This window comes from Pseudomonas sp. HP_01 (genome assembly GCF_055284355.1).
The window spans coordinates 388,210-406,405 of the sequence record NZ_JBTOPV010000001.1; the positions used below are offsets into that span (position 1 = coordinate 388,210).

Here is an 18,196-nt window from a genome sequence, read left to right on the forward strand (position 1 = left end):
CCATGTGAAGCGCGTTCGCAAGCAGAAATGGCCGGCGGTCGTCCTGACCTTTGGCCTGTGTCACCCGATATTTTCCGTTGCGCTGGCGGAGGATCAGATCGATCCAGGCCTGCGCAGCATCAGCCCTTCACGCCTTCAGGCAACTCCGGAAGATCAGCGGCGCAAGGCAGGCAGTGGCCCTTCCAAGAGCAGCTTCGGCGCGAGTCCCGCTGCAGTCATGGTCAAGGAAGACAGCCAGACCCTGGGCCTCGAACAGGCGGTCCGGCTCGCCGTTGACTGGCACCCCAGCATCAGCGAAGCGATCGGCACCCTGTATCAACAGGCCGAGGGCATCAACGTGGCCGAAGCCGGTTACTACCCGCAAATCTCCGGCGGGGTGAAAGGCGGTTACACCAGCGGCTACGGCAGCGACGCTGGCAGCCAGTCGGTGAGCATTTCCCTCAAACAGATGCTCTACGATTTCGGCAAGGTCTCGAACGCGGTCGAGGCCGCCCGCGCCAAGGCGGCACGCAGTCAGGCGAGCATTTTGCTAGCAATCGATCAGGTCAGCCGTGACACCGCGTTCGCCTACATTGAAGTCCAGCGCTATCAGCGTCTGGTGGACATCGCCCGCGAGCAGATCCGCGGCATCGGCGACATTGTCGAACTGGCCAAACAGCGCAGCGATATGGGCGCGAGCACCCGCTCCGATGTGGTTCAGGCGCAGTCCCGCGCCGAGGGCGGCATGGCCACGTTGCAAGAGTACAAAGCGCTGTACGCGCGCTGGCAGTCGACGCTGACCAACCTGCTCGGTCGGCAGACCCCGCCCCAGGTCAGCAGCACGTTCAGCACCTCGATGACCGACGCCTGCAGCGCGCCAGTGAGCACCGACGCCCTTCCCGCCGTGCTGCAGGCCGCCGCCCAGCGCACCCAGGCCCAGGCCGAACTGGCCCAGGCCAAGGCCGAAGCCTATCCGACACTGTCGTTGCAGCCCTCGATCAACCAGTTTCTGGACGACCATTACGACGACCAGAACTCGACGATCAATCGCACCCAGGCCGGGATCTTTCTCAATCTGGAGGTGCCGATTTATCAGGGTGGCGCCACCAGTGCCCGCAGCCGCGCCGCCAACTATGCGCTGACCGCCGCCGATTCCGCCGAGGACGCCGCGCGCCTGCAGGCGCGGCAAGGGTTGGGCGAAGCACAGGCGCAAACGTCCGGCCTGACGCGCCGGCTCGGCTCGCTGGAATCGCGACAGACCAGCATCACCGAAGCCCGTGAGTTGTACGGCCGGCAATACCTGGAACTGGGTACCCGGCCGCTGCTTGATCTGCTCAACGCCGAGCAGGAAATCCACCAGTCGCGCTTCGACCTGGCCAACACCCAGGCCGACCTGCGCCGCCTGCAAATCGACTGCCTGTACAACAGCGGCGCGCTGCGTCGCGCGTTCGGCATCGATCACAGCACCATTCAGCACGTGGAGATCCTGCCATGACCGACACCATCGTCATCCCCGAAGCGCCTGCGGCAGGCCCTGAGCGTCCGGACTATTCGCCGTGGCTGGAAGCCATCCTCACCGTCGCCCGGCATTACCGACTCGATGTGTCACCGGAAAGCATTCGCCTGGCCTCGACCAACAGCGAGGGCCGCGTTGAAGAAGTCGTGCGGTACATGGCGCGTCAGGCGGGCCTGAGCGTCAAGTTCGCCCACTACGATCGCAAAAGCCTGTCGCGCTGGCGCACGCCGCTGCTGGTGCAACTGCGCGACGGCCAGGTCGGCGTGATCGAGAGCGTCAGCGAACAAGGCGAACTGGGCATCGCCTACAGCGGCGATCAGGGCCTGCAGAGCCGCATCGACCCGGCCGTCCTCGCCGAACACGCCCTGCGCACGGTGATCCTGCGGCCGATTCAGCCCCTCAGCGACGTGCGCACCGACGATTACATCAAGCCCTACGACGAGCACTGGTTCCGACGCATCGTTCTCAGTGACCTGCGCCCCTACCGCCAAGTGATGCTGGCGTCGCTGGTCGCCAATTTGCTGGGCATGGCCGGCGTTCTGTTCTCCATGCAAGTCTACGACCGGGTGATTCCGGCCGAGTCCCTGCCGACGTTGTACGTGCTGTTCGGCGGCGTGATGCTGGCGCTGGTGTTCGACTTCGTCATGCGCATCATGCGGCTGCGCATCACCGACGTGCTGGGCAAGCGCGCTGATCTGCGGGTGTCGGACCTGATCTTCGGCCACGCCCTGCGCCTGCGTAATTCGGCCCGGCCGAAATCCACTGGCTCGTTCATTTCGCAGCTGCGCGAGCTGGAGCAGATCCGCGACCTGATCACCTCCAGCACCGCAACGGCGCTGGCGGACATGCCGTTCTTCTTCCTGTTCCTGCTGGTGTTCTATCTGATTGGCGGGCCGCTGGTGCTGATCCCTCTGGTTGCGCTGGTGGCGATGGTGCTGCCGGGCATCCTCGCCCAGCGCAAGCTGGCGCGGCTGGCCAATGCGTCGATGCGCGAGGCCGCACTGCGCAACGCCATGCTGGTGGAAGCTGTGCAGGGCATGGACGACATCAAGGCGCTGCAGGCCGAGCAGCGTTTCCAGCAGCAGTGGAATCACTACAACGCCGCGTCCGCCGACAGCAGCCTGAAACTGCGCTCGCTGACCAACAGCCTGGTGGCGTGGACGCAGAACGTGCAGGGCGCGGTGTTTGCCGTGGTCATCGTGTTCGGTGCGCCGATGGTGATTGCCGGAGACCTCACCACCGGCAGCCTGGTGGCCGCCTCGATGCTGGCCTCGCGGATGATGGCGCCGATGGCGCAGCTGACCCACGTACTGACTCGCTGGCAACAGGCGAAAGTCGCGCTGCAGGGACTCAATCGGCTGATGCAGATGCCGGTCGATCACCCCGAAGGCAGCCAACGCGTGCATCTGCCGTCCATTCGCGGGGATTACGTGTTGCGTCAGGCCGGCTTCAAATACAGCGAAGAAGCCTCGCCTGCCCTGAGCGGCATCAACTTGAACATTCGGCCGGGGGAACGCGTCGCCATTCTCGGGCGCAACGGTGCAGGCAAGTCGACGCTCCTGCAGGCACTGGCGGGCTCAATGGATTTGTCCAGCGGCGAGACCACCGTGGACGGCATCTCCCTCGCTCACCTGGACCCGGCCGACCTGCGCCGGGACGTCGGCCTGATGTCGCAGCAGGCGCGGCTGTTTCACGGCACCCTGCGGGACAACCTGACCCTCGGCGCGGGCCAGGCCAGCGATCAGGAAATCATCGCCGCCCTGTCGGTGACCGGCGCGCTGGAATTTGTCCGGCAGATGCCCAAGGGCATGGACCACCTGATTCTCGAAGGAGGTCTGGGCCTGTCCGGCGGTCAGCGCCAAAGCCTGCTGCTTTCCCGCCTGCTGATTCGCCAGCCCCAGGTGCTGCTGCTGGACGAACCCACGGCGTCGCTGGACGACATCACCGAACGCCAGTTGCTGGAAAAACTCTCGACCTGGTGCCAGGGCCGCACCCTGATCGTCGCCACGCACCGGGTCAGTCTGCTGCAACTGGTGGAACGCATCATCGTGCTGGACAACGGCCGCATCGTCATTGATGACCAACGTGACGCCGCCCTCACCCGACTCAGACAGCCGCAAGGAGCGCAGGCATGAACGCACTGACCACGGAGCAAACCCCACGGCTTGCCGATCAGATCACCTACCTCGACGGCCAGGACGAGCGCAGCATTACCGGAAGCGTGCGGGTGATCTGGACCTGCGCGCTGATGCTGGCGTGCTTTCTTGCCTGGGCCGCCTGGTTTCAGGTGGTGGAAGTGTCTACCGGCACGGGCAAGGTGGTGCCCAGCTCCAGGGAGCAACTGATCCAGTCCATGGAGGGCGGGATCATCAAGGAGCTGAACGTCAGCGAAGGCACGCTGGTGGAGCGCGGCCAGGTGCTGGCCCAACTGGATGCGGTGAAGAGTGAATCGAACGTTGGCGAGAGCGAGGCGAAATACCGGGCGGCGCTGGCCAGCGTCAATCGGTTGCAGGCCGAAGTCAGCGAGAAGCCGCTGACCTTTGATGGGTCGCTGGACAAGTACCCGGAGCTGCGCCGCGCTGAAACCGATTTGTTCAACGCCCGGCGCAGGGGCCTGAGCGAAACGCTGACCGGCATCGAAAGCTCGCTGAAGCTGGTGCGCAGCGAACTGACCATCACCGAGAACCTGGCGAAGATCGGCGCGTCGAGCCGGGTCGAAGTATTGCGCCTGAACCGTCAGCGCTCCGAGCTTGAGCTCAAGGCCACCGAGGCACGTTCCGAATACATGGTGCATGCCCGCGAAGACCTGGCCAAGGCCAATGCCGAGGCGCAGATGCTGTCGGCGGTGATCCGCGGGCGCAGCGATTCGTTGTCACGCCTGACCTTGCGCTCGCCGGTGCGCGGCATCGTCAAGGACATCAAAGTCAGCACCATCGGCGGGGTCGTGCCGCCCAACGGGCAGTTGATGCAGATCGTGCCGCTGGATGAACAACTGCTGATCGAAACCCGCATCTCGCCCCGGGACATCGCCTTCATTCACCCCGAGCAGCAGGCCAAGGTGAAAATCACGGCCTATGACTATTCGATCTACGGCAGCCTCGACGGCAAAGTGGTGACCATCTCGCCGGACACGATTCAGGATGAGGTGAAGCCGGAAATTTTCTATTACCGCGTCTTCATCCGCACGGACGCGGATGTGCTGCGCAACAAAGCGGGCAAGACCTTTGCCATCGTTCCCGGGATGATCGCCACCGTGGACATCCGCACCGGTGAGAAGACCGTGCTGGATTACCTCATCAAGCCCCTCAACCGCGCCCGGGAAGCGCTGCGCGAGCGTTGATCAGTTGACTGCGAGGTGGGTCGGCGCTGGCGTGACTGGCTTGAGTTGGGCCATGCAACGGGTCCACTCGCGGTTGATCTCGTTGTACGGCATGAAGATGCTGACCCGTGGCTGGTTGGCCAGGTCCGGGCGCTTGATTTTGGCCAGGTCGCTGGAGGTCAGCAACGCCACGGTGATGCCCACCACCTTGCCGTCTGCCGCGAACACCGGTCCCCCTGACATGCCCTTGGCTACCGGGCCATCATGGGTGCCGTACATCACGTTGCCTTCCTTCGCGTCCAGGCGAATCATCGCCGGCAACGCATGGCCAGTGCCTTTTACCGACATGTAGGCGGAGTTGTAGCCCACTGAGGTGAGTTCTTCACCCGGCTGGTACGAGCGCCACACGGGCACGGAATCGGCCTTGTGCTTGAAGAACTGTACGTCGCCCTGGCCCTGGAATACCGCGCCCGAGATGTAGGGAATGTGCTTGACCGTCACAGCGTAATCTTCATTCCACTGGATCGCGGTGCCCATCAACAGATAGGGCAGCGGCGCACCGGAGTGGACGACGAAGGCTTGGTCAAAGACAGGATCCTGGTTAAAAGCGGTGGGCATTCCGTTGCACCCGCTGATCAGCACTGAGGCTGCAACAAGTGACTTGAGGGGGCGCATGTTTTTCCATGGGTGTTAGATGAATACGGCCCAAATATGTCATTGCGCCATCACTAAATCAATAGCCTGAGCCTACCGCTCATCTAGTGCTGATTTATTAAATTCATTGGATCCAACTTGTTTGAATTTATCAACCGATAGAGCCGGTCGATTAACCATTCATTTGTACCAAGTTCAAAAAAAATGGCGCCCGTCCTGAATTATTTACAGCCTGGTCCTATCTGATGCAGATCAGCCTGCCACTATTACGACAGCACGGCATTCCACGGGATGCACGCGCCGCCGATAGCCAGGGCTGAGATCGCCGCCACAACGTCACTCAAGCTGCCGGGACTTTTATGAGATCACGCAAGAAAACCGTCAACCCGATCGGGTTGCAAGACATCATCATCGTCGACGATGCCAAGATGAAGAAAGCCATTACGGCCGCTGCTCTGGGCAACGCAATGGAATGGTTCGACTTCGGCGTCTACGGCTTCGTGGCCTACGCACTGGGCAAGATCTTTTTCCCCGGCGCCGACCCCAGCGTGCAGATGATCGCAGCCCTCGCAACCTTTTCCGTACCCTTCCTGATTCGCCCCATCGGCGGCGTGTTCTTCGGCGCCATCGGCGACAAGTACGGGCGACAGAAAGTCCTCGCCGCGACCATCGTCATCATGTCCCTGAGTACCTTTGCCATCGGGCTGATTCCCTCCTATGAATCGATTGGCATCTGGGCGCCGATCCTGCTGCTGCTGGCGAAGATGGCCCAGGGCTTTTCGGTCGGTGGCGAATACACCGGCGCGTCGATCTTCGTGGCTGAATACGCACCGGATCGCAAGCGCGGGTTCCTCGGCAGCTGGCTGGATTTCGGCTCGATCGCCGGGTTCGTGCTCGGTGCCGGCGTCGTGGTGCTCATCTCGTCGGTGGTCGGCGAAGAGAAGTTCCTCGAATGGGGCTGGCGTCTGCCGTTCTTCCTCGCCCTGCCTCTGGGCATGGTCGGCCTCTATCTGCGTAACGCGCTGGAAGAAACCCCGGCGTTCCAGCAGCACGTTGAAAAACTCGAACAAGGCGACCGCGAGGGTCTGGCCCACGGCCCGAAAGTCTCGTTCAAGGAAGTCGCCACCAAGCACTGGCGCAGCCTGCTGACCTGCATCGGTGTTGTCGCGGCCACCAACGTCACGTACTACATGCTGCTGACGTACATGCCCAGCTACCTGTCGCACAACCTGCATTACAGCGAGGACCGAGGCGTCCTGATCATCGTGGCGATCATGGTCGGCATGCTGTTCGTGCAGCCGCTGATTGGTTTCCTCAGCGACAAGATCGGCCGTCGCCCGTTCATCGTCGCGGGCAGCATCGCTTTACTGGTGCTGTCGATTCCGGCATTCAAGCTGATCAACAGCGGCCAGTTGGGCCTGATCTTCGCCGGCTTGCTGATGATCGCGGTGGTCCTTAACTTCTTCATCGGTGTGATGGCCTCGACGCTGCCGGCGATGTTTCCCACCCACATCCGTTACAGCGCGCTGGCCAGTGCCTTTAACGTGTCGGTGTTGATCGCAGGCCTGACTCCGACCGTGGTCGCGTGGCTGGTTGAAACCACTCAGGACCTGTACATGCCGGCGTACTACCTCATGGTGGTCGCGGTGGTGGGCCTGATCACCGGCCTGACCATGAAGGAAACCGCGAACAAGCCGTTGCGTGGCGCCGCACCGGCGGCATCTGACCTCAACGAAGCTCGTGAGCTGCTGCAGGAGCATCACGACAACATCGAGCACAAGATCGAAGACATCGACACGCAGATTGCCGAATTGCAGGCCAAACGCGAGAGCCTGGTTCAGCAGCACCCGCGTATCGATTGAATTTCGTGGGACCGGCTTCAGCCGGGAAAGGGCCGGTTTGTACACCATCAGTGTTGTGGTGGAGCACCCGACGCCTTCCCGGCTAAAGCCAGTCCCACTGTCCCCTGCCGTTCGCGGCCATTTCGGCAAATTTGTCGGAACCGCTGCATCCCTCTCCCGGTCAGGTCTTGCATGAGCATTCAACGGCTTCTGTGCAGACACAGACACCCGGACAGCGAACTGAAAGGCAGCCTTTCCCATGACCGACATCATCGATCACTTGCCCCCCGTGCTACGACCGCAAAGCGAAATGATCCTGGCCGACATCCGCGCCTCCGGCTCGACCATTGATGTGGTCAAGAACGGCGCGCAGGCCAATGGTTTCGTGCTCGGTCTGCGCTGCAGCGGCGGGATTGACGCGCAGCAGGCCGAGCAGCTTTCCGAGTTCTACGACGAGGTCGTGGCGTCGCGGTTGAAGCGGCTGACCCTCGGGTTGTCCTGAGCCGTCTTTATGCCGCTTGCCTGAACGCCGGGCACACCCCTTTTTATTTTTAGCCATTGTCAGCGGATGACCTGTTGACCAACGGAGCCACACCATGCGATCCAATACTTCCTTCCTTTTCGACCTCGACGGCACCTTGACCGACAGCGTTTATCAGAACGTCACGGCGTGGAAAGAGGCCCTCGATTCGGAGAACATTCCCCTGGCGATGTGGCGAATCCACCGCAAGATCGGCATGAGCGGCGGTCTGATGCTGAAGATGTTGTCCCGGGAGACCGGGATGGAGATCACTGAGGCGCAGGCCGAGCGGTTGAGTAAAAGGCACGCCGAGGCGTATGAGCGAACCCAGGATCAGATCATCGCCTTGCCGGGCGCCGTGGAGTTGTTGAGGACGCTGGACGATGAGGGCTTTCCCTGGTGTATCGCGACCAGCGGGGAGATGTCGACGGCGAAGATCAATTTGAAGGCGTTGGGTCTGGACCCGAAGAAGATCAATCTGATCACGCGGGATGATGTGAAGAACGGCAAGCCGGATCCGGATTTGTTTGTCACGGCGGCGAAGAAGATTGACGCGAGGATTGAGGATTGTCTGGTGGTCGGTGATGCGATCTGGGACATGTTGGCCGCGCGGCGGTGTAAGGCGACGGGGATCGGGCTGTTGTCGGGTGGGTATGACGTGAGCGAGTTGGAGCGGGCCGGGGCGTTGCGGGTATATGAGGATCCACTGGCGTTGCTGAACCACCTCGATGAGATCGCTACGCGCGAGTAGCTTTGCAGCTTTTTTTAAGATCAAGATCAAGATCAAGATCAAGATCAAGATCAAGGGCGTCTGCCTGGGGGCAGACTGTTTCGCCTTCGGCGACTTACTTTTGAAAAGCACCAAAAGTAAGCAAAAGTGCCTGCTCCTGGTTTGGCCCTTCCTTCGTCAGGGTTCCTTCACTCCGGTCTCGCTCCGTGGGCCCGCGCCGAACGGACATCCATGTCCTGACGGCGCTCTCGCCGCATCCATGCGGCTCGGCCCACTGCACGAGACCTGCGTTCAGCCTGCACCCAAGTCGCGTTCGGCGGTGACTTGACCTCCTGTGTACGAAGATCAAAGGCACAGCAGACGCTTCCCTTGTAGGACCGGCTTTAGCCGGGAAGGGGCCAGTTCAGGCGCCACTGCATTTTGATCTTCAAACCCTATCCCGCTAACCGCACGCGCTGATCGTTCCCCACGCTCCGCGTGGGAATGCAGGATCTGACGCTCCGCGTCGCCCCAATCGGCTACGCCGTTCTGTCTTACTCGCCAGCCTTATAAACCGGGTAGTCGACATAGCCCACTTCAGTCCCGCCATACAACGTGGCCGGGTCAACGGGGTTGAGGGGCCAGCCGTTGGCGATGCGTGCCGGCAGGTCGGGGTTGGCGATGAAGGGGCGGCCGAAGGCGATGAGGTCGGCGAGGCCGGCGTCAATCAGGCGGTTGCCGCGTTCGGCGGTGTAGCGTCCGGCGTACATGATGCGGCCACTGAAGGCTTCGCGGATGGCTTTACGGAAGGTTTCCGGCAGTTCAGGGGCGTTGTCCCAGTCGGCTTCGGCGATGGAGACGTAGGCGACGCCTGCGTTTTCCAGGACCTTGATGGCTTCGACGTAGGTGTGGTGCGGGTCGCTTTCCACCAGGCCGATGTAGACGCGTTCTTCATCGGTGCTGGCGAACAGTGGCGAGAAGCGCACACCCAGACGGTCCCCGCCTACCGCTTCGGCGACGGCAGTGACGATCTCGCTCAGGAAACGCAGGCGATTTTCCAGCGAGCCGCCGTACTCGTCGTCCCGGTGGTTGGCGTGTTCGGAGATGAACTGGTTGACTAGGTAACCGTTCGCCGCGTGAATTTCCACGCCGTCAAAACCCGCTTCGATGGCGTTTTTCGCCGCCTGGGCGTACAGCTTCACCAGCTCGCGGATTTCCTCGACAGTCAGTGCGCGAGGCGTCGGCGGCACCACCAGTTGCCCTGCGCCCGGCGCGGTCTCGATGAACGCTTTGGCGTTGGCCACCGGGATCGCCGAAGGTGCAACCGGTGCTTCGCCGTTGGGCTGCAGCGCGTGGTCGGACACACGGCCCACGTGCCAGAGTTGGGCGAAGATGACGCCCTCTTCCGCGTGCACCGCCTCAGTCACTTTGCGCCAGCCCTCAACCTGCTCGGCGCTGTAAATGCCCGGCGTCCACGCATAACCCTGACCCCGCGGCTCGATCTGGGTGCCTTCGGTGATCATGAAACCGGCGGACACACGCTGCTGGTAGTAGGTCGCCATCAGGTCCGAAGCGATATCGCCCGGTTGCAGGCTTCTCTGACGGGTCAATGGCGGGAAAGCGATGCGGTTTTTCAGCACGTGCCGACCCAGCGTGACGTGGGTGAGCAAGGGTTGTGTGGACATGGGTAATACTCCGATCAAGGCATTAAGAGTGGTGACCAGATCAACTGGCGTAGACCAGTCGTCTAGTGAATGGACGCGAGTCTAAAGCGCACCTGCGGACCCGGCAATGTCAGATCCGCAATGATTCCGGACATCGCCGCAGACACAGCCACTTGCAGAATCTTGCGGTTTTGATCCGTCCTGCCCTGGCAACCCGTTGCACTCGGCCATCGCGCGCTTATGATTCCGCGCATCGAACGTTAGGCGCTGGTACCGCAACAACGCGGTTCATCGTTGCCCACCCGTACTTGAACAGGCACCCCAATGAACATCATCCGCAGCAAAGACTTTACCGGTGACCGCCCGTGGGCCGCGCTGGACATTGCCAATATGAACGGCATCACCACGCGACTGCACTGGACGGATCAGCCTTACAAATGGCACGTCAACGACGGTCAAGAAGTCTTTGTGGTGCTGGACGGGCAAGTGGAGATGCGCTTCAAACAGGACGGCGTCGAGGAGAAAACCGTGCTGCACACCGGCGATATTTTCTACGCCTCCATCGGCACGGCCCACGTCGCCCATCCGCTGGGTGAGGCTCGCATTCTGGTGATCGAAAGCGAGGGCAGCGTTTGAGAGAGAAAGCAGCCTGACGCTTTAACTCTGTGGGAGCCGGCTTGCTGGCGAATGCGGCCGTCCAGGCGCTGCAAGGGTGACTGACACACCGCGTTCGTCAGCAAGCCGGCTCCTACGGATTCTGTGTCCTCCACAAAATTTGTGGCTTGCCGAGATCCACTGTAGGAGCGCGCTTGCCCGCGAAGGCGGTGTGTCTGTGACAGATCCATCGCCTGACACACCGCCTTCGCCAGCAAGCCGGTCACTACAGGTTTCGCGCTTGCCCGTCGGCATCGTCGGCCTTCAGTTCACCCCGTGTGGGGGCCCTGACAGACATCAGGGTGTCTGTTTCTGCCAAAGCGTCCTCCCCGCCATTCCCGGTCTGGCACGCTGCGTATACTCAAGCGCGACGCAGCACAGGACGTCGAACCACCGGGGGCCACGATGCTGGACGAACATCAATCTCCTCTCTACACCCGCTTCCCGCAGCCAGCGGAACAACACTGGCCGGATGCGATTCGGCACCCTTCTCTGCCCGCCCTCGGGCACCCGACGGCCTGTCTCGCCAGCGCCTGCCATCAGGACGCCGCCGCGCAAAGCGATTACGCCCACAGCCTTCACGCCCGAAAGATGGCCGAGTTCAGCGCCTCCATCGCCCATGAAATCTGCCAACCCCTGCTGGGCATCGCCGCCAACGCCGCCGCAAGCCTGCGCTGGCTGCAGCGCGACGTACCGGATATCGAAGAAGCCATCGCCGGTCTGACGGACATACGCGCCGGCTGCGAACGTGCCGCCAACATCGTCAAGGCCTTGGGCGCGCTGGCCCGTCAGGCACCTTTGAAGCTGCAGATCCTCAAGATTGACGACGTCATTCGCGACGCCATTCGGCTCACCCAGCCTGCGCTCACAGCCCAAGGCGTGCGACTCGACACCGCGCTGTTCGTCGATCAATCCATCGTCGCCGACGCCGTGCAGTTGCAGCAGCTGCTGGTCAACCTCATCACCAATGCCGTGGAAGCCATGGCCGGTGCTGGCCGCGAAGCGGCTGTCGTGCGCATCACCTCGTTCACCCTCGATGACGGCGTCGAAGTGTGCATTGAGGACAACGGCCCCGGAATTCCGGCAGAGCGTCGCGAGCAAATCTTCGGCGCGTTTTACACCACCAAGCGCAGCGGACTCGGCGTAGGGCTGGCGATCTGTCGCTCGGTGGTCGACGCGCACCACGGCCGCATCTGGGCACAAGCCTCGGCCAGCGGTGGCGCACGCATTCGCTTTCAGCTGCCGACCTGCTGTTACTGACCCGCTGCCGTCAAGCTGTCCCTCAACCCGCAATCCCGACAACGCGTTGGCCACCCCTGTCCGCGCCACCGTCGATAAACAGGGCGCACGGTATCGAACGCTCATTCGCGGGCGAGCGCGCGCCTCGTTCACATTCGTTCGCACAATCCCCTAGAATGCCGCCTGGTTTCAGGCACGTGCCCCCTGCGCTGACAGTGGCGGCAACAGAAAGGCGATCAAGGCATGCGCGATACTCCAGGGCAGAAAACAGTGGCGGTGGTGCTGTTCAACGACGTGCTCATGCTCGACGTAACCGGTCCCATGGACGTCTTTTCGATCTCCAATCGACTGCTGGCACCGGAAAAACAGTACCGACTGATCACCGTGGCCGAGCCCCCGCTGCTGATCCGCAGCTCCTGCGGGCTCAAGGTCCAGGCGGACCTGGCGCTGGCCGATCTGCCGGCCGACATCGATCTGCTGCTGGTCCCCGGCGGACCAGGCGCCTACGGCGTCAGCCACCCTCAAATCACTGCCTGGTTGCCCGCCGCCGCTCAGGCCGCCCGGCGTTTCGGCGCGATCTGCACCGGCGCGTTTCTGCTGGGTGACGCCGGCCTACTCGACGGGCGCCGCTGCACCACCCACTGGAACTACCTCGAACGTCTGTCCCGGCGCTTTCCTGCCTGCCGGGTCGAAAACGAACACATCTACGTCGTCGATCGCAACTTGATCACCTCCGGGGGGATTACCGCCGGGATCGACATGGCGCTGGCCATCGTCGCCGAAGACCACGGCAAAGAGATCGCCCTGGAAGTGGCCAAAGTGCTGCTGGTGGTCATGAAACGTCAGGGCGGCCAGACGCCCTATGGCCCGCTGCTGGCGGCGGTGCCCCGGGATGACAGCGCCATTGCCCGGGTGCAGGCCTACGTCGTCGATCACATCGATGAGGCGTACACCGTGCAGCGCATGGCCGACCTGGCAGCGATGAGTCCGCGCAATTTCGCCCGGGCGTTCCAGCGCGAAGTCAGCCTGACGCCGATGCAGTTTCTGCTCAACGCGCGCATCGATCATTCGCGCAAACTGCTCGAGGGCAGCGACCTGCCCCTCAAGGTCATCGCCAGTCGCTGCGGCTTCGGCAGCGCGCGGCACATGCGCAAGGCGTTCAATGAGCGCATCGGCGTGACGCCCGGCCAATACCGGCAACAGTTCGGCGGCGAGTGAACGAGTGCGCACGTTGATCATCTGATCTTCAAGGCGAGCGTTGCGCCGCACACTCGCAACAAACTCGCAAACACGCTCGCAGACAAGCATTGAACTGCTTGGCTGACACACACCGTTCACTTGCTGGAAGGACTTGCCCATGACTACCCACACCGAAACTGCGCTGCTTGCCGGAGGCTGCTTCTGGGGCATGCAGGACTTGCTGCGCCGCTACCCCGGCGTGCTGTCGACCCGAGTCGGCTACTCCGGTGGCGACGTTGACAACGCCACCTATCGCAACCACGGCACCCACGCCGAAGCCATCGAAATCGTCTTCGATCCCGAGCAGATTTCTTACCGCAAAATACTGGAATTCTTCTTCCAGATTCACGACCCTTCGACTCCGAACCGCCAGGGCAATGACCGCGGCGTGAGCTATCGCTCGGCGATTTTCTACCTCGACGAACAGCAGAAAGCCGTAGCGCTGGACACCGTGGCCGATGTCGATGCGTCGGGACTGTGGCCGGGTAAAGTCGTCACCGAAATCGCCCCGGCCGGCCCGTTCTGGGAAGCCGAGCCCGAGCATCAGGATTACCTGGAGCGCATCCCCAACGGCTACACCTGCCACTTCATTCGCCCGAACTGGACATTGCCAGCGCGGGACAAAGCTACTACCGCCTGATTGAGGTCACTTGAGTGGGGGACCGCGTGCCAGAGCGGTCCCTTACACATCACCGGTTTTTGTCGAAGACCGCCCAAGTCCTTTCAACTGCGCATAACCTAATAACCAAACGATATTTATCCGATCCTTTTTGTAACCCTATGATTCGTGGCTTGCGCCTCCTGCGCCTCACCCATGTCACGAGTCAGCCATGCCCTTCCCTCGCACAATCGCTGGAAAATCCCTGTCGTTGTCAGCCGTGCTCGGCTCCGCCCTGTTGCTGAACGCCGTGTTCTCCTTCTCTGCCGTTGCCGGCTTGCTGGAAAAGGGCCGCAGCCAGGGCCTGACCGCGGGCATCGCCAACGAGCAACCCTATGCCTACGTGGGCACCGACGGGAAAGTCGTCGGCGCCAACGTCGAAATCCTCCGGGCCATTCTGGAGCCTCTGGGCATCAGCAAGGTTGAACTGCCGATCACCGAGTTCGGTTCGCTGGTGCCGGGCCTCGCGGCGGGTCGTTTCGATCTGATCGGTGCCGGCCTGTTCATCAACCCTGCCCGCTGCAAAGTGATTGGCTATTCCAACCCGGTCACCCGCTCGGGCGGTGCGTTTCTGGTCAAGGCCGGCAACCCGCTGAAGCTGCACAGCCTCAAGGACGTCGCGGCCAACGGCAAGGCACGCCTGGCGACCCAGCCCGGCAGCAATCAGGTGCAGGAAGCCAAGGACAGCGGCATCAGCAACGGCAACGTCGTGCTGTTCGACAAGGACACCGAAGCCCTCGCCGCGCTACAGGCCGATCGCGTCGACGTGGTGTACTTCCCGGATGCCGAGATCATCGGCCTGCTGAAGAAAGCCGAAGGCACGCCGGTTGAACGGGCACTGCCGTTCGAGCAAATCCCGGACGCCGACGGCAAACCGACCTGGAATTACCACGCCTACGGCCTGCCGAAAAACGATCCGGCGTTCACCCAGGCGTTCAACGAGCAACTGGCGAAACTGCGCGCTTCCGGCGACTTGCTGAAGATCCTGCAGAAATACGGCTACACCGAAAACGAACTGCCACCCGCAGACGTCACCGCCGAGCAACGTTGCAACCGCTAATGCCGTTGCCGACGCCGTCGCTGATGCCTGCGCCATTGTAGGACCGGCTTCAGCCGGAAAGGCGTCGGTGGGCACACTGCAAAATTGAGGGCGCCAGCACAGGCCTCTTCCCGGCTGAAGCCGGTCCCACTGTGGGATCGCGTGCATTCAGTGGGACCGGCTTTAGCCGCGAAGGCGTCGGTGGGCACACCGCAAAACCGAGGGTGCCAACACGGACCTCTTCCCGGCTGAAGCCGGTCCCACTGTGGGATCGCGTGCATTCAGTGGGACCCGCTTTAGCCGGGAAGGCGTCGGTGGGCACACTGCAAAATGGAGGGTGCCAGCACGGGCCTCTTCCCGGCTGAAGCCGGTCCCACTGTGGGATCGCGTGCATTCAGTGGGACCGGCTTTAGCCGGGAAGGCGTCGGTGGGCACACTGCAAAATGGAGGGCGCCAACACGGGCCTCTTCCCGGCTGAAGCCGGTCCCACCGTGGGATCGCGTGCATTCAGTGGGACCGGCTTCAGCCGGGAAGGCGTCGACACCGCAAAGTTGATTTTTTGCCCCGCAACATGACGGCCCCAGCCCATACGAGTACGGCTCATGCTTTTTGATGCTTCCACCCTGGACACCGCGGGTTTCATCGCCCGCCAACTGGCGAACGGCGCACTGGTCACCCTGGAAATCACCTTCTTCGCCCAAGTGGTCGTGGTGGTGATGTCGTTTGTGATCGCGCTGATGCGCTTGTCGCCGTGGCGCTTGCTGCGCTGGATAGCGACGGTCTACGTTGAAATCCTGCGCGGCATTTCTGCACTGGTGCTGCTGTTCTACCTGTTCTTCATCCTGCCGCTGTTTGGCATCACCCTGGCGCCGATGACCACCGGCATTCTCGGATTGGGCCTGACTTTCTCCGCCTACGGTTCGGAAATCGTCCGCTCGGCCCTGAGCAACGTCGCCCGTGGCCAGCGGGACGCGATCAAGGCCCTGGACTTCGATTCGATCACGGCATTTCGCCGAATCATCCTGCCCCAGGCCCTGCCCTTCATGCTGCCGCCGATGGGCAATCAACTGGTGGAACTGCTGAAGACCACCTCGCTGGTGTCATTGATCACCCTCAGCGACCTGACCTTTTCCGGTGGTCAGCTGATCACCACCCTGGGCCAGCAGACGCTGATCTGGAGCATCGTGCTGGTGTGCTATTTCGTCATGGCCTGGCCCCTCAGCTGGCTGGTCAAGCGCTATGAGCGACGGGTCACCCACTGGCGTCGCGGGGTGGCGCCATGAACTTCGATTACGCCTTCGCCTGGTCTATCGTCCCCGATCTGTTTCAGGGATTGCTGGTGACGCTGCAAGTGGTGATCCTCGGCTTCCTGCTGGCCGTGCTGCTCGGTCTGCTGCTGGCCATCGCCCAGCGCTCGAAAAACCCGCTGGTGCAAAAACTGAGCGCCGGCTACCTGAGCTTCTTTCGGCACACGCCGCTGATGGTTCAGCTGTACGTGCTCTTCTTCGCCCTGCCCCTGGCCGGCCTCACCCTGCCGGCGATTTCCACCGGCGTCATCGGGCTCGGCCTGTATTACGCGTCCTACATTGCCGAAGCGTTTCGCGGCGCCATCGAGGGCGTGCCGGCCGGTCAATGGGAAGCGGCCAGGGCCCTGGATTTCGACAGCGCCACCACGTGGCGGCGGATCGTCCTCCCCCAGGCCCTGAAGCCGATGCTGCCGGTGCTCGGCAATTACCTGATCGGGATGTTCAAGGAGACCCCGCTGTTGGCGGTGATCACCATTCCCGAGCTGTTCCAGGCCGCCAAACAGATTGCCGGCATGACCTACCGCTACAACGAGCCCTACACGGTGATGGCGCTGATGTTTCTGGCGATCAGCGTGCCGACCTCCCTGCTGTTCAAATATTTCGAGAGGCGCAGCCATGTCTGATCTCGCACACGCTATGCCCGGCGCTTCGCCGCAGATCATCCTCAAGCAAGTGGTGAAAAACTTCGGCGCGACCCGGGTCATCGATCACCTGGACCTGAGCATTCCCGCCGGCCAGAAAGTCGCCCTGATCGGACCCAGCGGTTCGGGCAAATCCACGGTGCTGCGGCTGATCAAGGGCCTTGAGGCCTATCAGCACGGCAGCATCGAGGTGGCCGGCGAGCCGGTGCCGGCCAAGGCTGGCGGCTGGCACTGGCCCGGCGTGAAAAAGCCGCCGGTGGAGCACCGCGTCGGGATGGTGTTCCAGCAGTTCAACCTGTTTCCGCACCTGACCGTGCAGCAGAACGTCACCGAAGCGCCGCTTCAGGTGCTCAAGCTCAGCCGCGAAGAGGCCCTGGAGCGCGCCCATCAATACCTCGGGCTGGTCGGTTTGAGCCACAAGGCCGATGCCTACCCTGCGCAGCTGTCCGGCGGCCAGCAACAGCGCGTGGCGATCGCCCGCGCGCTGGCCATGCGGCCCCAGGTGATGCTGTTCGACGAGGTCACCTCCGCGCTGGATCCGGAGCTGGTCGGTGAAGTGCTGGCGGTGATCCGCGCCATCGCCCACGAGCAGCAGATGACCATGCTGCTGGTCACCCACGAAATGAAGTTTGCCCAGGACATTGCCGACCGCGTGCTGTTCATGGAGGCCGGCCGCATCGTCGCCGACGGCTCGCCGAGCCAAGTGCTGGTCGATCCGGACAACGAGCGCACGCGACGCTTCCTCAATCTGGTAGAGCAACGTTGACCGGTTTCGGATCAGGCCCGCGCGACGTCGAAAAAATCCCGAACTCGCCGACCGCCGACACATCCAACGTTCATACCCCACAGCGAGGATGAACCCATGAGCAACGACACCCCGGTCGACCCACGCAACGTCACCCAGCCTGACGCGCCAACCCTGGACAGCGCTGGCAAACCCGTCAACGTGGTACAGCGCGACCTCAACGACCCGGACGACGACACCCGCGCGGTGGACGAAGTCATCACCCCGACCTCGATTCGCGAGAAGGAACAGGACGCTGAGGAACTGAACAGGAAATCGGCTGAAATCGAACGCAAGGTTGCTGACGGCCGTTGATATCCCCATGGGCGGTCTTATAGCCGCCCTCATCCTTCCCGCACCTTGATTCCCCGCCTTATTTTCCCCTTCATCGATTCAGCTAACTGGCGGCGACATAATTTGCTGCTAGCGTTGC

The 18,196-nt window shown here is 62.3% G+C and carries 17 protein-coding genes; 15 read left to right on the forward strand and 2 right to left on the reverse strand.

All coding sequences use genetic code 11. The annotated features are described in order from the left end of the window. The first annotated feature begins 4 nt into the window (after positions 1-4). Genes ACYAR8_RS01645 through ACYAR8_RS01655 form a run of 3 tightly spaced genes read left to right on the forward strand, consistent with a single transcriptional unit; the run spans position 5 to position 4,835 of the window. The gene (locus ACYAR8_RS01645; protein WP_463578871.1) at positions 5-1,474 is read left to right on the forward strand and encodes a TolC family outer membrane protein; all 1,470 of its coding nucleotides are present in this window, start codon (positions 5-7) and stop codon (positions 1,472-1,474) included. Continuing rightward, entirely contained in the window at positions 1,471-3,630 is a 2,160-nt protein-coding gene (locus tag ACYAR8_RS01650; RefSeq protein WP_463578872.1) for a type I secretion system permease/ATPase, read from the forward strand. Before ACYAR8_RS01645 ends, ACYAR8_RS01650 begins: the two co-directional genes overlap by 4 nt. Then, positions 3,627-4,835 (forward strand): HlyD family efflux transporter periplasmic adaptor subunit, encoded by a 1,209-nt coding sequence (locus tag ACYAR8_RS01655; protein ID WP_463578873.1) that lies wholly within the window; start codon positions 3,627-3,629, stop codon positions 4,833-4,835. The genes ACYAR8_RS01650 and ACYAR8_RS01655 overlap by 4 nt, the downstream gene beginning before the upstream one ends. Here the strand turns inward: ACYAR8_RS01655 and ACYAR8_RS01660 are convergent, their stop codons facing one another. Beyond that, positions 4,836-5,432, reverse strand: coding sequence for a trypsin-like peptidase domain-containing protein (locus ACYAR8_RS01660; protein ID WP_463578874.1), 597 nt, complete (start codon positions 5,430-5,432; stop codon positions 4,836-4,838). A 395-nt stretch (positions 5,433-5,827) separates the two neighbouring features. Here ACYAR8_RS01660 and proP point away from each other — a divergent pair, with 395 nt between their 5' ends. The 3 genes from proP to ACYAR8_RS01675 all read left to right on the forward strand — a co-directional run bounded on the left by proP (position 5,828) and on the right by ACYAR8_RS01675 (position 8,580). Beyond that, on the forward strand, positions 5,828-7,330 hold the full coding sequence (gene proP / locus ACYAR8_RS01665; protein WP_463578875.1) for a glycine betaine/L-proline transporter ProP: 1,503 nt from the start codon (positions 5,828-5,830) through the stop codon (positions 7,328-7,330). 238 nt (positions 7,331-7,568) lie between these two features. After that, positions 7,569-7,811 carry a hypothetical protein gene (locus ACYAR8_RS01670; protein WP_463578876.1) on the forward strand — a complete coding sequence of 81 codons (243 nt, stop codon included), beginning with the start codon at positions 7,569-7,571 and terminating at the stop codon, positions 7,809-7,811. 94 nt (positions 7,812-7,905) lie between these two features. Next, positions 7,906-8,580, forward strand: coding sequence for an HAD family hydrolase (locus tag ACYAR8_RS01675; RefSeq protein WP_463578877.1), 675 nt, complete (start codon positions 7,906-7,908; stop codon positions 8,578-8,580). Between the two features lie 512 nt (positions 8,581-9,092). On the opposite strand, the gene ACYAR8_RS01680 is transcribed toward ACYAR8_RS01675, so the two are convergent. Then, positions 9,093-10,223 (reverse strand): alkene reductase, encoded by a 1,131-nt coding sequence (locus tag ACYAR8_RS01680; protein WP_463578878.1) that lies wholly within the window; start codon positions 10,221-10,223, stop codon positions 9,093-9,095. Positions 10,224-10,526: 303 nt separating this feature from the next. On the opposite strand from ACYAR8_RS01680, the gene ACYAR8_RS01685 reads away from it, so the two are divergent. The 9 genes from ACYAR8_RS01685 to ACYAR8_RS01725 all read left to right on the forward strand — a co-directional run bounded on the left by ACYAR8_RS01685 (position 10,527) and on the right by ACYAR8_RS01725 (position 18,078). After that, positions 10,527-10,838 (forward strand): cupin domain-containing protein, encoded by a 312-nt coding sequence (locus tag ACYAR8_RS01685; protein WP_108121895.1) that lies wholly within the window; start codon positions 10,527-10,529, stop codon positions 10,836-10,838. Positions 10,839-11,261: 423 nt separating this feature from the next. After that, a complete protein-coding gene (locus ACYAR8_RS01690; RefSeq protein WP_463578879.1) occupies positions 11,262-12,116 on the forward strand; it encodes a sensor histidine kinase in 855 nt (284 codons plus the stop codon). Between the two features lie 222 nt (positions 12,117-12,338). Beyond that, positions 12,339-13,313, forward strand: a complete 975-nt coding sequence (locus ACYAR8_RS01695; RefSeq protein WP_074885562.1) for a GlxA family transcriptional regulator — start codon at positions 12,339-12,341, stop codon at positions 13,311-13,313. A 139-nt stretch (positions 13,314-13,452) separates the two neighbouring features. Beyond that, positions 13,453-13,974: a peptide-methionine (S)-S-oxide reductase MsrA gene (gene msrA / locus ACYAR8_RS01700; RefSeq protein ID WP_074885566.1), complete on the forward strand. Its 522-nt coding sequence runs from the start codon at positions 13,453-13,455 to the stop codon at positions 13,972-13,974. Between the two features lie 190 nt (positions 13,975-14,164). After that, positions 14,165-15,052, forward strand: a complete 888-nt coding sequence (ehuB, locus tag ACYAR8_RS01705) for an ectoine/hydroxyectoine ABC transporter substrate-binding protein EhuB (RefSeq protein ID WP_178086368.1) — start codon at positions 14,165-14,167, stop codon at positions 15,050-15,052. A 581-nt stretch (positions 15,053-15,633) separates the two neighbouring features. After that, positions 15,634-16,314 (forward strand): ectoine/hydroxyectoine ABC transporter permease subunit EhuC, encoded by a 681-nt coding sequence (gene ehuC / locus ACYAR8_RS01710; RefSeq protein ID WP_463578880.1) that lies wholly within the window; start codon positions 15,634-15,636, stop codon positions 16,312-16,314. After that, on the forward strand, positions 16,311-16,961 hold the full coding sequence (gene ehuD, locus ACYAR8_RS01715; RefSeq protein ID WP_463578881.1) for an ectoine/hydroxyectoine ABC transporter permease subunit EhuD: 651 nt from the start codon (positions 16,311-16,313) through the stop codon (positions 16,959-16,961). The genes ehuC and ehuD overlap by 4 nt, the downstream gene beginning before the upstream one ends. Beyond that, positions 16,954-17,745: an amino acid ABC transporter ATP-binding protein gene (locus ACYAR8_RS01720; protein WP_463578882.1), complete on the forward strand. Its 792-nt coding sequence runs from the start codon at positions 16,954-16,956 to the stop codon at positions 17,743-17,745. Before ehuD ends, ACYAR8_RS01720 begins: the two co-directional genes overlap by 8 nt. Positions 17,746-17,841: 96 nt before the next feature. After that, positions 17,842-18,078 (forward strand): hypothetical protein, encoded by a 237-nt coding sequence (locus ACYAR8_RS01725; protein ID WP_463578883.1) that lies wholly within the window; start codon positions 17,842-17,844, stop codon positions 18,076-18,078. The last annotated feature ends 118 nt before the right edge of the window (positions 18,079-18,196 follow it).